The organism is Halorientalis salina (assembly GCF_005049285.1).
In the GTDB taxonomy this organism is placed as follows: domain Archaea; phylum Halobacteriota; class Halobacteria; order Halobacteriales; family Haloarculaceae; genus Halorientalis; species Halorientalis salina.
This window is the reverse complement of record NZ_SOSC01000001.1, coordinates 496,497-510,229: the sequence shown is the minus strand read 5'-3', so window position 1 is coordinate 510,229 and position 13,733 is coordinate 496,497. Positions and strand designations below refer to the sequence as shown.

Sequence of the window (13,733 nt, the reverse complement as noted above, 5' to 3'; positions counted from 1 at the left end):
ACGGCTCTATTCCGGGAGGATGTCACCGATCGCGGCACCGACCGCCATGACCATCGCGGTGACGGTCGCCTGGCTCAGCGCGATCCACGGCGTCGACCAGTCGACGCGCCCCCAGATCGTCATCAGCCCGAAGGCGGTCACGAGCGCGATCGTGAGGATGCTGATGAGCCGCACCGGGACGATCCCGAACAGCAGGTCCGCTTCGATCTCCGTGAAGCGAGCCGCATGGAGGATGCCCAGTGTCAGCGTCAGTCCAAATGCGACTGTCAGGCCGAAGTACAGCGGCGATTCCGCGATGTACCTGCCGACATCGAGCGTCCCCTCCTCGACGATCATGGGAATGCCGACGAGGAAACTGCCGACGAGCGCCTCGCCCGCGTCGCGCGACCCGAAGGCCCCTCGGAGCTGGCCGAGTCGGCTCCGGGTATCGGCACGGGAGAGCGTTCGCATCGTCTCGCGGACCTGCTCGCGTTCTTCGGGGCTGTCGACGATCCCTTCCAGTTCTTCGAGTTCGTCGAACACGTCGTCGATCCCGGTGTCGTCCGCCGGGCTTTCGGGGTGGGGCTCGCGTCGCTGCATGCGTGTCTGCGCTGGTGTAGAGACCCCCCATTGACAGGTTTTCCGGCGGACGAGGGGCGCCCGTCTCTGCAGTCCGTTCCCGACGGTGCCTCTCAGGCGGGTTTCTCCTCGCTGGCTCCTTCCGAGGTCTCGGTATCGCCGCGGGAGAGCAGGATCGCTGACAGCGACTGCGGGCTGTGTTCGCGGATGACCAGCAGCATGTTCGCGGCGAAGACGACGACGCCGAGGGTCACGATGACTCCGCCGATGGCCGCGACGTAGTCGGGACGGTCGAACAGGGCGGTCCCGATTAGGAGAGCGGTGCCGGAGACGAACAGGGTGCAGTCAGCGGCCGCGAGGCGGTCGTCGTAGAGGTCGTCGATCATCGGCACGTCCTCGAACCCGAGCAGGTCGCTGTACCGGTGGACCCAGATGATAAAGGGAACGATGTGGTACAGCGTGCCGAGGACGACGAACCCGATACCGCCGAGCGCGAGGAGGTGGGACGCGCCGGGGGCACCGAACCGGGTCGCCGGGGCGGTGGCGTTCCACAGCCAGTGAGGGATCGTCAACAGCGCCCAGGCCGCCAGGGCGGGAACGACGACCGTGTACCGGGAGAGCATCGGGGTCCACTCGACCCGCGTCTCGTAGAGTTTCCGGCCCAGGACGACGCTGATCGACAGCACCGACAGTATCACGAGGATGCCGCCAGTCCGGGCCAGCGGTGCGAGGTCCAAGAGGCGTCCGCCGGCAAGCCCGACGACGCCCAGGGGGTAAGCCACTTCCTCGATGGTCCTGAGCTGATTGTCGACGCCGTGGAGCTCCGTCTGGGTGAACATGGTCGCCAGCTGGTAGAGCGCCCCGAACACGGTGGTCAGAACGGCACCGAACACCGCCAGTGTCGCGTGCGCGCCGACGACGCCGGTCCTCGTGACGGGCAGCGCATCGAACACCGGCGCGGAGAAATCCGAGGCCAGCAGGAGTCCCAGCGCCGTCACGAGGACGAAGTAGCCGAGAGCCAGCGCGAAATGGCGTTCCGTGACGTCGAAGTCCTCGACGCCGGAGAGGGTCCGACCGACGTTGTAGGCGAACGTCCAGAACCCACAGAGCATGACCGCGCCGAAGGCGACGAGCCAGGGGAACGACACTGCCAGGAGACTGACGGCGAAGCCGGCCAGGCCGAGCGTCACCAGCCAGAGCTGGACGGACGCCAGTTTACGCGAGTGGAGCTCGACGCCCGACCAGACGGGGACGAACTGCGTCATCGCCCCCATGATGGTGAGACAGATCCAGCCGACCAGAAGCAGGTGGACGTGGGCCAGCCCGGCCAGCCCGGAGACGATACCGGAGACGACACCGACGCCGAGGACGACACCGGCCAACAGAAAGCCGAGGCCGACGACGAAATGCCGCAGCGGGATCGTCATCGGCGGTTGCTGACCGGTGTCGATGGACCCGGGAACGACGCTCATGTTCGGATGATGGGTCGCCCGCGCCCTACGCCTACGGCCGAATATGTTCGTCTACGATCGCGCTCACGCGTGTTCGATCTCGACGTGCCACTCGTCGGGTGCCACCTGCTCGGACTCGTGGGTGAACCCGCGCTCATCGAGGACGCCGTACAGCGGTTCCGGCTCGAAGCTGTTGACGAGGAGCAACGTCTCGTCGGGTCCGAGGTCGTCGAGCGCGCTCGTTATCGGGCCGAAGGGCTCGCCGTCGACCTCGCGTGCGTCGAGCGTCCGGTCGGCATCCGGTGGTCGTTTCAGACTCATACTCTGTGAGACGCGGTGTCGCCGGGAGTAGCTTGTGACGAACCCGTTCGGTCGAGGTTACTCGACGGTCCGCTGTTCGTCACCGGTTTCGATCGACGCGGGGTTCGCGTCGTCGTCCAGATCGTGCGTCGAAAAGCGGTGCACGTCGGTCGCCCGGCAGACCCAGATGTCGTCGGCGTACCACGCGAAGAGCTTCGTGGCCTGTTCGTGGGCGATCTCGGCGTCCGGTGCGGTGACGCTCCCGACGTATCGGAGGCCGTCGTCGGCGTCGTCGCGGACGAACAGTTCCCACTCGTCTTCGGTGGCGTCTCTGGGGTGGTCTCCGACACGCGACCGGTCTGGTTTCTCGACCATGCCGGATCTCCGAACCGGAGGCCGCTGGGACTTTTGCCGAAAGCGTTCGGGTCGGTGAGAAGACTCCACAGGATGCGACCGCGAGGGGCGTTCCGACGAACGCTGAGAAGACAGACGACGAGAAAGGTGACAACTGTTGACTCGCCGTCGACGGCTGTGGTCTATCGGCCGCCGCGGCCGGTGCTGGCAGGGTCGCCTGTTATCCTTCGTAGCCGGCGTAATCCATGAGGTTGGCGAAGACCTCCGAATCCATCGCGTCCTCGTAGACGATGCCGCCGACCATGCCGCCGGGGTAGCTGTTGCCGTTCATGGCGTGGCTGACCTTGTGGCAGTGCATGAGGTAGATGCCGGGGTCGGCGTCAGCCTCGAACTCCAGGGTCTTGCGTTCGGCCGGGGCGATGTCGAGGATGTCCTCCTTGTAGCGGGCCGCCTCCGGGATCTGTGAGCCGTCCTTTTCGACTACCTCGAAGCGGTGGTTGTGGGTGTGCAACGGGTGGTTCATGTACCCGTTGTTGGTGTAGTGAATGCGGACGGTGTCGCCCTCCGAGACGATGATCGGGGAGCCGTCTTCGGGGTGGAGCGTCCGGGGCGCGCTCTTGCCGTTGATGGTGAACACGTCGGGGTCCCGGTTCCGGGGACTGTAGCTCACGTCCTCGCCGGCGATCTGGCGGTTGAGTCGCGAGTCCCAGTCCTTGACCGTCAGGAAGTACTCGCGGTCGGCCTCCTCGTAGCCCTCGGGATCGACGCGGAAGATGCCGTACATCCCCATGTCGATGTGCCGGTGGGTCTGGTAGTGGCAGTGATAGAGGTGGGTCCCGGGGACGTTGGCGGGGATCTCGTAGGTGTGTTCCTCGCCGGGTTTGACGGTGATTCCCGTCGTCGTCGGGACGCCGTCGTTCTCCCAGGTCTTGCGCACGCCGTGGAAGTGGACGGTGTGGGGGTGCATCCCGTCGGTGTTGTCCAGTTTCACCTCGACGGTGTCGCCCTCCTGGGCGCGGAGGATGGGACCCGGAACGCTGGGCTCCCGGTCGTCGGCCTGGAACGCCCACACCTCGGGGAGTTCGATGGGGCCGCCCATCGACTCGCCGGGGTGGACCTCGTGGCTCCGCCGCTTGGTCGACAGCGTTACCTGGTTGTTCTGTGCCGCCAGGTCCACGACCTGTGGCGGACTGGTCGTCGGAAGCTGTTGAACGTTACTCGACGTCGACGGCGTCTCGGTCTTCCCTTCGACCGCCTCCGTGGTGTCAGCGTTGGGAGCATTACAGCCTGCGAGGGAGGCGACGCCAGCAGCGCCGGTCGCTTTGACGAAATTTCTGCGCGAGAACCGCGTTCCGGGCGCACTCATCTGATCACTCATGACACCTGGATATTACGGGCTTTGATATATACCCTGGAAGGGATGTTCCTACACCCCGAGAACGAGAGCGAACATATTCGGCCGCTGTTCGACATGGGTATCCTGGCGACGTGCCGGTGACTGGAATGGCCCGTCTCGCCGCGAAACGTCTCCCGCTGTGGAACCACTTCCATCTCACTGCAGTGACCAAAACTTATTTGCCACTCAGCGTCGACGGTGGATACAAGTCCGCTTGGTATAACTCAATTGAGTTTGTAGAGCGGTCGTTACCATGACAGAGGACGCACTCGTACTCATCGGTCGGGAGGGGACACACGCGCCCGCAACACTGGCGACACACGCCAGCAGGCTGGACGGCCGTGGCGTAGTCGATCGGACCCACGTCGTGACGTACGCCGAGGAGCCGGGTCGGGAACTGCGGCGGGAGTTGACGTCGCTTACGGCCGACCGCTTTTTCGTCGTGCCGGCCACGCTGGCCCACAGTCGGGAGACGACCGACGTGCTCCCCGATGCGTTCCGGCATCTGGGCGGGACGGTCCGGTACTGTGAACCCATCGGCCAGAGTCCGGCGCTGACCCGACGAATCATCGATCAGGCCACGGCAGCGGTCGAACCGGGAAGCGACGCCACGCTCGTGCTCGTCGGGCAGGGCAACAGCTCACTGCCGTACAGCCGTCAGATGACCGAGTACCACGCCAGCCGTATCGCCGAGGAGACGGGCTACGCCGACGTGGTGACGTGCTATCTCCTCCAGAACCCGGCCGTCGAGTGTGTCCGCTACAACGTCTCGACCCCGAACGCAGTCGCGATCCCCCTGTTCATGACCGAAAACGAGACGACCGCGACGCGGATCCCGTCGAAACTCGAACTCGACCGCGGCGGTATCACCTACGGCGACCCGTTCGGCGACCACCCGCTCGTGACTGACGCGATCCAGGGCGAACTCGACCGGCAGCGCGCCTTCACTACCGACGAGTCCGACCGACCCGATTCCTTCGAGAACGAACTGGTCCAGCGCCATCAGTCGGTCGCCACCGACGGCGAAGGCGCGATCCGATAGCGCCCGCCATTCGGTTCCCTTGTCCTATCCCGCTCTGACGACCAGTACGGACAGGTCCGAGAACGGTGAGTCCTCGGGATCTGAGCCGCCCGCGTGGTCGGCCAGTTCGCCGAGCGTCGTCCGCGTGATCGACTCGTCCTCGTGGGTCAACCGCTCCAGAACGAGCGCGTCCAGATCCGGCGATCCCCCCGCAGCCAGTAACTCGGCGGCGACATCACCCGGCATCAGGTCGAACGGGCGCGGCAGCACGAGCAGGTGCCGGTCACCGACCGCCCCGCGCAAGCGGTCCAGATCCGCCGAGAGGTCGCCGCTCTTGTGCAGCGTGACGAACTCGCTGTCTTCCATGGGTGTTCGCGCGCGCGAGGCGGCCACCTGGAGCGACGAGATGCCGGGAATCACCCGGACGGGAGCGTCCACGCTCTGCTCGACTTTCCCCAGGAACTGATACCCCGAGTGGTTCGGGTCACCCATCAGAACGGCCGTCCCGCGCTCGCCACCGTCCACGCGCTCGGCGAACGCTTCGAGCGTCTCGCCCTCGTCCCGATAGCCGCAGGTCAACAGGTCGGCGTCGGTCAGGTCCGCGACGAACTCGACGACTGTCTCGAAGCCGACGACCACGTCAGCGTCCGCGATGGCCTGCCAACCGCGTGGGTGCAGGAAGTCGGGGTTGCCCGGGCCGATACCGACGGCGTGGACCGGCCGCTCGTCCCGCTCGACCACGTTCTCCGGTTCACTGGCTGCCAGCGTTGCGGGGTCCGGTCCGGCATCTAGATCGTACTCGTCCTCGCTGTCGCTCATTCTGGCAGGTCGACCTCGCCGTTGCGGTAGTCGCTCGCGACGTGGACGAGTTCGTTCGTCAGGCCCGCGGCCAGCCCGCTCCCGCCGCGTCGACCGACGTTCGTGATTGCAGGAACGCCGTGCTCGTCGGCGACCGCCCGGAGCCGTTTCCGGCTCTCGGCGGCCTTGACGAAGCCCACGGGCGTCGCCACGACCACTGCGGGCCGAGTCCCGTCCTCGATACAGTCGGCCAGCGCCAGCGCCGCTGTCGGGGCATTGCCTACGACGGCAATCGCGCCGTCGTACACGCCTTCTTTGTCGAGTTCCAGCACGGAGGCCGCGGTTCTGGTCATACCGGTCTCGGCCGCCAACTCGGCACCGTTGCCGATCGCCTTCCGGACCGGGCAGTCGTGCCCCCGGCCGGTGATGCCGGCTTTCACCATCGTGATGTCCGTGACGATCGGTTGCTCGTCGAGGACGGCGCGTGCACCGGCCACAACCGGTTCGTCATCGTCGTCGGTCGCCCCCGAGAACCGAACCAGGTGCTGGAACTCGGGGTCGCCGGTGGCGTGGACGGACTTCTGGCGAATACGGTCTGCCAGCGTCTCGTCCGGCACGATCCGGCGAACGCGGTCCATCGACGTTTCCGCGATGTCCATGGCGTTCTCGGTCGTGGCTCCGAGGTCGGCGTATTCCTCGAACTCGCCGTCGTCTGTACTCCCTGCTGTCGCGTCGTCCGGGTTAGTCGTCATCTGATGTCACTTCCTGGGTATCTGCGCTCGTTCGCGCTTCCAGTTCTCCATCGACCTCCAGATTGATGTCCCGAAGCCTATTTTCGGTCTCCCGAGCGGCGTCCCAGAGGCCGCGGTCGATGGCCTCCAGGAGGGTATCGGTGATCGAGTCCAGCGCCCAGGGGTTGACGTCTTCGAGCCAGTCCCGTCGCTCGGCGTCGAAGGCGTATTTCTCGGCCACGTCCTCCCAGAGCCTGTCGGAGACGACGCCGGTCGTGGCGTCCCAGCCGAGGACCACGTCGACCGTCGAGGAGAGGTCGCCAGCGCCCTTGTAGCCGTGGTCCGCCATGGAGTCGAGCCATTCGGGGTTCAGGACCCGTGCGCGCATCGCCTTCCGGACTTTCTCCTCGTTGGTGTACACGTCGACGTTGTCCGGGTCCGATGAGTCGCCGACGTAGGAGGCCGGTTCCTCGCCGGCCGTCTCGGCGACGGCGGTGATGAACCCGCCGTGGAACGCGTACCAGTCGGAGCTGTCGAACTCGTCCTGTTCGGCCGTGTCCTCGATTTTCACTGTGGCCTCGACGTTGCCCAGTCGGCGCTCGAAGGCGTCGTGGGCCTCGGAGACCTTTCCGCGCGAGCCCATCGCGTAGCCGCCCCACTGGACGTACACGTCGGCCAGGTCGGAGCGGTCCTCCCAGTTGCCCTCGTCGACTGCCTTGTTCGTCCCCGCACCGTAGCCGCCCGGGCGAGTCGTGAACACCCGGTGTTTGGCTGCCGACTCGGCCTCAGAGGCGTCCATGTCCGTCTCGGCTTCGAGTTCATCGGCCTCTTCCTCGACGTGTTTCTTGACGTAGTTCAACTCCGGCGGTTCGTCGAGGTCGACCACGGCGTCGACGGCGTCGTGGACGACGCTCGCGGCCTGCGGGAAGGCGTCCCGGAACAGGCCCGACACCCGCGTCGTCACGTCGATGCGCGGGCGGCCGAGTTCGTCGAGCGGAATCGGCTCTACGTCGTCGACGCGGCCGGCGTCGGTCCAGACCGGTTCGACGCCCATCAGCGCCAGGACCTGCGCAATCGTCTCTCCGCGCGTGCGTACCGTTGGGGTCCCCCAGGCGACGACGCCGATCTCCTCGGGGTACTCCCCTTCTTCAGTGTGGTGGCGCTCCGCGACGCCGTGGGCGACTTCGCTGCCGACCGCCCAGGCGCTCTTGGCCGGGACCTTGCGGGGGTCCAGCGTGTAGAAGTTGCGGGCCGTCGGCAGCAGATCGACGCCGCCCCGGGTCGGTGCACCAGACCCGCCCGGCGGGACGTACTCGCCCGCGAGCGCGTCGGCGGTCCGTGGGATCTCATCGCTGGCACCGGCGACCCGGGGCTGGGCTTCCTCGCAGATGAACGCCAGTACGTCTCGGAGGTCGTCGTGTGCGCCGGACTTCGCCCGGGCGTCCCCGAGCGGGTCGATATCCACGACGAGCAGGTTCATGTTGACCTCCGAATCGCCGTCGTCGAGTTCGCTCTCGGGCACGTCGAAGTCGTGCTCGGCCAGGGTCGTCACGAGGTCGAGGCTCGTCTCGTACACCGCGTCGGCGGCCTGGGCGTAGGTCATCCCCAGGTCCTCGTCGTAGGTGCCCGGTTCGTCCAGCATTCGCTGGTAGTCGACGCCGAGCACGCCCGCGACGGCTTCCCGGAGGCTCGGTGCGCCGGGGTTCTCCAGACGCGTGAGCGCAACGAGGTACTCGATCAGTCGCTCGTCGGCCGGCGGCTCGCCCATCGTGTGCAGGCCCAGGCGTATCTGGGTCGTCTTGACGTCCGTGAGGTACTCGTGGATACGCTCGACGAGTTCGTCGATAGCTACGTCGTCACCCTCCACAGCACCCTCTGCGAGCGTCGTCCCGGCCTCGTCGGGGCCCCGAACGTCGGCTTTCTCGTCGATCTCGCCCGCGATACCCAGCTCGACGGCGAGATCCAGTTCGTCGACGGTCTCGCGAATCAGGTCTTCGAGGTGGTCGCCGTCGTCGGTCCGGGCGTCCTCCATGCCGGCTTCCCGGTAGCGGTCGGCCAATTCCTCCAGGTCCGCGAGGTCGTCGTAGGTGCCCGCGTTCGACATCACCGGCGTCAGGTAATCGACGATCGCGGCATAGGAGCGGCGCTTGGCCTGGGTCCCCTCGCCGGGGTTGTTGATGATGTAGGGGTAGACGTTCGGAATCGCGTCGATCAGTTGGTCGGGCGCGCTCTCGCCGTTCAGTCCAACGGTCTTGCCGGGGAGCCACTCCAGGGAGCCGTGCGTGCCGAGGTGAACCACTGCGTTGGCCTCGAACGTGTTCTTCAGCCAGCCGTAGAACGCAACGTAGTCGTGTGGCGGCTGGAGGTCCGAGTCGTGGTACACCTTCGATGGGTCCATCCCGAAGCCGCGCGGGGGTTGGACCGTCACGAGGACGTTCCCGAACTCGACGCCGGGGATGGCGAAGGGCCTGTCAGGCGGGTCGCCCCACTCGTCGACGACGTGCTCCTGAAATCGGTCGTCTTTGGCCGCGAACCACTCGGCGTACCGGTCCGGCGTGACGGTGTCGACCGAGCGGTCGCGCACGTCCTCGGGTGCGACCCACCGGTCGTCGAGCGTGAGTTGGGCGGTGAGTTGGTCGATCAGCGACTGTCCGTCGGCGGGGAATTGCCCACCCAGATCATACCCCCGCTGCCGAAGTTCGCCCAGCAGGTTGACCGTGCTCTCGGGGCTGTCGAGGCCGAAGGCAGTCCCGATGCCGTCGTCGCTGGGCGGGTAGTTGTGGAGGACGACCGCGACCTGTTTGTCCTCGTTGGGCGTGTGTCGCAGTTCGGCCCAGTTGACCGCCAGCCGTGCGGCGTGGTCGACCCGGTCGTCGATGGGGAAGTGCTGTTTCGGGGCGCTCCCGATGTCGGCGTCGTCGTCCATCCGCTCTTTCCCGCTGATGGGGTGTGTGATGACGTTGCCGTCGAATTCCGGGAGCGCGACCGAGAGGGCGAGTTCGAAGCCCATGACGCCGGTGTCGCTTCCCTCGTACCGGGACCGCGAGCGCATCGTCGTCACGGTCTGGATGACCGGGACCCCGAGGCGGTCGAGGAACACGTCCTCGGCCGAGTCACCCTCGTCGGCGGCGCTGCGGCCGCGTTCGTCCATCGACAGCGAAAACATGAACGAGGAGAGGACGGCGTCGACCCGGGAGTTCCCGTCGTCGTCCAGCAACCACTCGTCGGTGACGGTTTCGGCGTCCCACTGGCCCTCGGTGTCGGTCGCGGGTTCACAGAAGATGGGCAACGCGTTGGCACCCTGTGACTCGACGGCCTCGACCTGGGCGTCGACGTACCGGGTGTTCTCGTGTGTCCAGTGTGACTCGTAGAACCAGATGGCGACCGTCGGCCGGTCGGAGTCGAACGTCTCGACCAGTTCTTCGTAGCTCGCGGCCGGATACTCGGGGTGATAGACGCCCTCCGTCGGCAGCGTCACGGGGTCGTCGTAGGAGCGCGTTTCATCGCTGTACTCGTTGGCGAGGTATCGCAGACAGTTGGCGATGTTCGTCGTCCCGCCGCGTTCGAGGTACTCGTAGACGCGCTCGCGGTCCGAGTCCGCGACCGTGGTGTCCTCGAACGCGAAGGCGTCCCCAGTGGCTTTCACGACCAGCGGTACGCCGTCCTCGGCGAGTCTGGCGACCGCGTGGTCGTACCCCGGCATGCTGTCCTCCCCGCCGTGGAGCCACAGGACCACCGCGTCCGCGTCGGTCAGTTCGTCGACGAACGCGTCCACGTCGGTCCCGTCGTCGATGTCTCCCTCGGACCGCACCACGAGGTCCGCGTCCACATCCCCCGCCGCTCGCTGGACGGCTCCGAGTTCGTTCTCCGTCGCCGTATATAAGCCGATCTTCGGCATAACGTTGTTAAACCTCTGTTGTCTTAACGCAAGTATGGTTGCATTCGGCGACGGCAAAAAACCTTCGCAGGGGCGAACGCAGCACCTCTCCTTCGGCGATATCGTCGGACAGGCGGAGTTCAAGCAGGCTTTGCTCGTGACCGCGGCCAACGACGATATCGACGGCCTGCTCGTTCGCGGGGAGAAAGGGACGGCCAAGTCGACGGCCGTCCGGGCGCTCGCCGACCTCCTGCCCGACCAGCGGGTCGTCGCCGACTGTCCGTACGGCTGTCATCCCGAGGACCCCGATCGCCAGTGTGGGGACTGTCAGTCTCGATCGGATCCACCAGTCACAGAGCGACCGGTTCCGCTCGTCACGCTCCCGCTCGGAGCGACCAGGGACAGGGTCGTCGGGACGCTCTCCGTCGATGGTGCGCTCGAAGGAAATAAAGAGTTCGAGCCGGGTTTGCTGGCGCGGGCGAACCGGGGCATCCTCTACGTCGACGAGGTGAACCTGCTGGACGATCACCTCGTCGACGTGTTGCTGGACGCCGCCGCCAGCGGCGTCAACCGCGTTGAGCGCGACGGAATGAGCGTCAGCCACCCGGCCGAGTTCACGCTCGTCGGAACGATGAACCCGGAAGAGGGCGACCTGCGGCCGCAACTCCGGGACCGATTCGCGCTCCAGTCGACCGTCACCGGGTGTGATGACGTCGACGACCGGGTTGCGATCATCGAACAGGCGCTCGGCGAAACAGCTGACGGCTCAGCCGACGACCCCGACTACGGCAGACAGCTCAAGGAGGCCATCGACCGACTCGACGCGGTCGAACTCCCCCGCGACTTCGCGGCCGATATCGCCGAGCTCTGTCGCGACGCCGGTATCGACGGTCACCGTGGTGACATCGCGACCGCACGGGCTGCCCGGACACTCGCCGCGCTCGACGGGCGACGGAAAGTGATCGAGCCCGACGTCCAGCGCGCGGCGGAACTGGCGCTGCCTCACCGGTTCCAGTCCCGTCCGTTCGAGGACGCTCCCGACCCCGAGGAGGCCATCGAGGACCACTTCGAGGACCACTTCGAGGACGAGAACGAGTCCAACGACGAGGGAACGGATGGTGAGGAGGCCGACGGCGAGGAGGGAGAACGCGGAGAAAACCGGGAGGAATCGGCTGACCGTGGAACGGAAGAAGACGGCGATCAGTCGGAGACAGGTGGGGACGACTCCCAGTCGGACGGACAGTCCTCGGATGGCCCTGACGCGAAACCGGATGCGGAGAGCGAAAGCACGGATGGGGACGACGACCGCGGCGGCTCCGGCCCGACTGGAACCCAGTCAGGAGATGGCAGTGGTGAGGCCGAAGCCGGCTGTGACGACGACGCCGGCGAGACGCCCGAACGCGACGACGACGCGGAGTCGGCGACCCCGCTCGTCCCGGGTCAGGAACGAGCCGGCATCGGCGAGGCAGCTGCACCGGACCTGTCGGTTTCGGCCGAATTAGAGGCCGACGGTGACAGCGGTGCCCGGGCGCGATCACGTCCGAGCGTCGACAACGAGGGGCCGCGAGTCCGGACGACGACGGCGGATTCCTCTGAGAGCGTCGACGCGGCGGCGTCGGTCAGGGCCGCGGCACAGCGCGGCGGGGACAGGGTCACGACCCGGGACCTCAGGCAGTCGGTTCGGGCCAGCGACGGCGGCGCGCTGGTGCTGTTCGTGGTCGACGCCAGTGCGTCGATGCGGTCGGCGATGCGCACGGCCAAGGGCACGGTGCTGGAACTGCTCAAGGACGCCTACCAGCAGCGCGACGAGGTCGGATTCGTCGCCGTCGCGGGCGAGAGTGCCGACGTCGTCCTGCCGCCGACCGACAGCGTCACGCTCGCTGCTCGCCACCTCAAGGACCTCCCGACCGGCGACCGGACGCCGCTTCCCGACGGGCTGCGAACCGCTGGCGAGGTCATCGACCGAGCCGACCCGACGGCTTGCGTCGTCGTGCTGGTTACCGACGGCAAGGCGAACGTCGCCGACGGAAGCCCGACGGCGAGAACGAGGGACGCCGCGGCGGCACTTGCTGAACGGGATGCGAAGGTTCTCGTCGTCGATAGCGGCGACGGCGACCGGGCCGGCGTTACCGACATCGTGCTCGACGCGACTGGCGGTGATCGCGTCCCCCTGGAACACCTCGCCGCCGAACACCTCGATGCGGCGGTCGGGGACCAAACCTGACTTGGGATACTCGAAAGTTTTACAATCTAACTTGCTGTTATACAAGTGTAGTTTACCATGGCGACAGCCAACGACAGCGTACACGGTCGAATCGAACGGGCGCGGCTCGAACTGACACCGACGCAGGTCGCGCTCGGACTGGCGCTCGCGGCGATCATCGGGTTCACGCTTCTGTTCTTCCAGGAGCCCCTGATGCACGACTCGCTGCACAACTTCCGTCACGGCGCAGGTATCACCTGCCACTGAGATGCTTCAGCAGTACCTCCTGCGGGGGCTGAAAGCGGGACTGGTGGCCGGGCTCGTGCTCGGCCTGTTCGTCGCGCTGGTGGCCAATCCGGTCGTCGGGATGGCCGAGGGACTGGCCGGCGATCACGGGCACGGAGCGGCCAATGCCGGCGACGGCCATCACGGCGCGGAACACGAGAGCGCCGTCTCGACGGCGACGACGAAGGCGGTCAGCGTGCTGGGTGGCGTCTTCTGGGCGCTCCTGCTCGGCGTCGTGACGTTCGGCGTCGCCTTCTACTTCCTCGAACCGGCCATCCCTGGCGCGGGGGACACACAGAGTTACCTGCTCGCCGCGGCCGGTTTCGTCACGGTCTCGGGCGCGCCGTGGCTTGTCCTCCCGCCGCAACCGCCGGGGGTCGAACAGGCGTTCGGAACTGACCTCCGCATCGCGATCTACGGCGGGATGATGGTCGCGGGGTTACTGGCGTGTGGAATCGCCGGGTACGCCTATACCCACCTCCGCGAACGCGGTCGACCGGTCGCGCTCGCAGGTGCAGTCGCCCCGTTCTGTCTGCTTGTCGGCGCAGCGGTGCTCGCTCCGGCCAACCCGGTCGAAGTGGCGGTGCCGGAGACGGTCGTCACCGGGTTCCGGGCGCTCGTGATCTTCAATCAGGCGATGGTCTGGGTCGTTCTGGCCAGCGCCCACGCCTGGTTGCTCCGTCGTGAACGCTCGACTGCGGCGACGGAGACATCGAACACGGGGTACGCGGAACCCACTCCGACTGCGGATTGAACGCG

12 protein-coding genes are annotated in these 13,733 nt (G+C 66.7%); 4 read left to right on the top strand and 8 right to left on the bottom strand.

The annotated features are described in order from the left end of the window. Positions 1-6: 6 nt before the first annotated feature. From E2481_RS02740 to E2481_RS02720, 5 genes are all read right to left on the bottom strand, one after another. Positions 7-579, bottom strand: a complete 573-nt coding sequence (locus E2481_RS02740; RefSeq protein ID WP_136715586.1) for a hypothetical protein — start codon at positions 577-579, stop codon at positions 7-9. A gap of 92 nt (positions 580-671) precedes the next feature. Further along, positions 672-2,030: a hypothetical protein gene (locus E2481_RS02735; protein WP_136715585.1), complete on the bottom strand. Its 1,359-nt coding sequence runs from the start codon at positions 2,028-2,030 to the stop codon at positions 672-674. 63 nt (positions 2,031-2,093) lie between these two features. Further along, positions 2,094-2,330, bottom strand: coding sequence for a DUF2249 domain-containing protein (locus tag E2481_RS02730; protein ID WP_136715584.1), 237 nt, complete (start codon positions 2,328-2,330; stop codon positions 2,094-2,096). Positions 2,331-2,387: 57 nt separating this feature from the next. Next, positions 2,388-2,684: an Htur_1727 family rSAM-partnered candidate RiPP gene (locus E2481_RS02725; protein WP_136715583.1), complete on the bottom strand. Its 297-nt coding sequence runs from the start codon at positions 2,682-2,684 to the stop codon at positions 2,388-2,390. A gap of 199 nt (positions 2,685-2,883) precedes the next feature. After that, positions 2,884-4,041: a multicopper oxidase domain-containing protein gene (locus E2481_RS02720; RefSeq protein WP_136715582.1), complete on the bottom strand. Its 1,158-nt coding sequence runs from the start codon at positions 4,039-4,041 to the stop codon at positions 2,884-2,886. A 271-nt stretch (positions 4,042-4,312) separates the two neighbouring features. Here E2481_RS02720 and E2481_RS02715 point away from each other — a divergent pair, with 271 nt between their 5' ends. Next, on the top strand, positions 4,313-5,101 hold the full coding sequence (locus tag E2481_RS02715; RefSeq protein ID WP_136715581.1) for a CbiX/SirB N-terminal domain-containing protein: 789 nt from the start codon (positions 4,313-4,315) through the stop codon (positions 5,099-5,101). A 24-nt stretch (positions 5,102-5,125) separates the two neighbouring features. Here the strand turns inward: E2481_RS02715 and E2481_RS02710 are convergent, their stop codons facing one another. From E2481_RS02710 to cobN, 3 genes are read right to left on the bottom strand one after another with little or no spacing between them, the layout of a single operon-like run. Beyond that, complete coding sequence (locus E2481_RS02710; protein WP_136715580.1) at positions 5,126-5,899, bottom strand: cobalt-precorrin-7 (C(5))-methyltransferase; 774 nt, start codon at positions 5,897-5,899, stop codon at positions 5,126-5,128. Beyond that, positions 5,896-6,630, bottom strand: a complete 735-nt coding sequence (locus E2481_RS02705; RefSeq protein WP_136715579.1) for a precorrin-8X methylmutase — start codon at positions 6,628-6,630, stop codon at positions 5,896-5,898. Before E2481_RS02705 ends, E2481_RS02710 begins: the two co-directional genes overlap by 4 nt. Beyond that, positions 6,620-10,507: a cobaltochelatase subunit CobN gene (cobN, locus tag E2481_RS02700; RefSeq protein WP_136715578.1), complete on the bottom strand. Its 3,888-nt coding sequence runs from the start codon at positions 10,505-10,507 to the stop codon at positions 6,620-6,622. The genes E2481_RS02705 and cobN overlap by 11 nt, the downstream gene beginning before the upstream one ends. 34 nt (positions 10,508-10,541) lie before the next feature. Between cobN and E2481_RS02695 the strand changes: the two genes are divergently transcribed. Genes E2481_RS02695 through E2481_RS02685 form a run of 3 tightly spaced genes read left to right on the top strand, consistent with a single transcriptional unit; the run spans position 10,542 to position 13,728 of the window. Then, entirely contained in the window at positions 10,542-12,710 is a 2,169-nt protein-coding gene (locus E2481_RS02695; protein ID WP_136715577.1) for an ATP-binding protein, read from the top strand. Positions 12,711-12,767: 57 nt separating this feature from the next. Then, entirely contained in the window at positions 12,768-12,956 is a 189-nt protein-coding gene (locus E2481_RS02690) for a CbtB domain-containing protein (protein ID WP_136715576.1), read from the top strand. A 1-nt stretch (position 12,957) separates the two neighbouring features. Next, the gene (locus tag E2481_RS02685; protein ID WP_136715575.1) at positions 12,958-13,728 is read left to right on the top strand and encodes a CbtA family protein; all 771 of its coding nucleotides are present in this window, start codon (positions 12,958-12,960) and stop codon (positions 13,726-13,728) included. Positions 13,729-13,733: the final 5 nt, after the last annotated feature.

Bases quoted from the DNA above. Each gene is read 5' to 3' on its own strand.
- E2481_RS02740 (WP_136715586.1), bottom strand. From the start codon at position 579: ATGCAGCGACGCGAGCCCCACCCCGAAAGCCCGGCGGACGACACCGGG.
- E2481_RS02735 (WP_136715585.1), bottom strand. From the start codon at position 2,030: ATGAGCGTCGTTCCCGGGTCCATCGACACCGGTCAGCAACCGCCGATG.
- E2481_RS02730 (WP_136715584.1), bottom strand. From the start codon at position 2,330: ATGAGTCTGAAACGACCACCGGATGCCGACCGGACGCTCGACGCACGC.
- E2481_RS02725 (WP_136715583.1), bottom strand. From the start codon at position 2,684: ATGGTCGAGAAACCAGACCGGTCGCGTGTCGGAGACCACCCCAGAGAC.
- E2481_RS02720 (WP_136715582.1), bottom strand. From the start codon at position 4,041: ATGAGTGATCAGATGAGTGCGCCCGGAACGCGGTTCTCGCGCAGAAAT.
- E2481_RS02715 (WP_136715581.1), top strand. From the start codon at position 4,313: ATGACAGAGGACGCACTCGTACTCATCGGTCGGGAGGGGACACACGCG.
- E2481_RS02710 (WP_136715580.1), bottom strand. From the start codon at position 5,899: ATGAGCGACAGCGAGGACGAGTACGATCTAGATGCCGGACCGGACCCC.
- E2481_RS02705 (WP_136715579.1), bottom strand. From the start codon at position 6,630: ATGACGACTAACCCGGACGACGCGACAGCAGGGAGTACAGACGACGGC.
- cobN (WP_136715578.1), bottom strand. From the start codon at position 10,507: ATGCCGAAGATCGGCTTATATACGGCGACGGAGAACGAACTCGGAGCC.
- E2481_RS02695 (WP_136715577.1), top strand. From the start codon at position 10,542: ATGGTTGCATTCGGCGACGGCAAAAAACCTTCGCAGGGGCGAACGCAG.
- E2481_RS02690 (WP_136715576.1), top strand. From the start codon at position 12,768: ATGGCGACAGCCAACGACAGCGTACACGGTCGAATCGAACGGGCGCGG.
- E2481_RS02685 (WP_136715575.1), top strand. From the start codon at position 12,958: ATGCTTCAGCAGTACCTCCTGCGGGGGCTGAAAGCGGGACTGGTGGCC.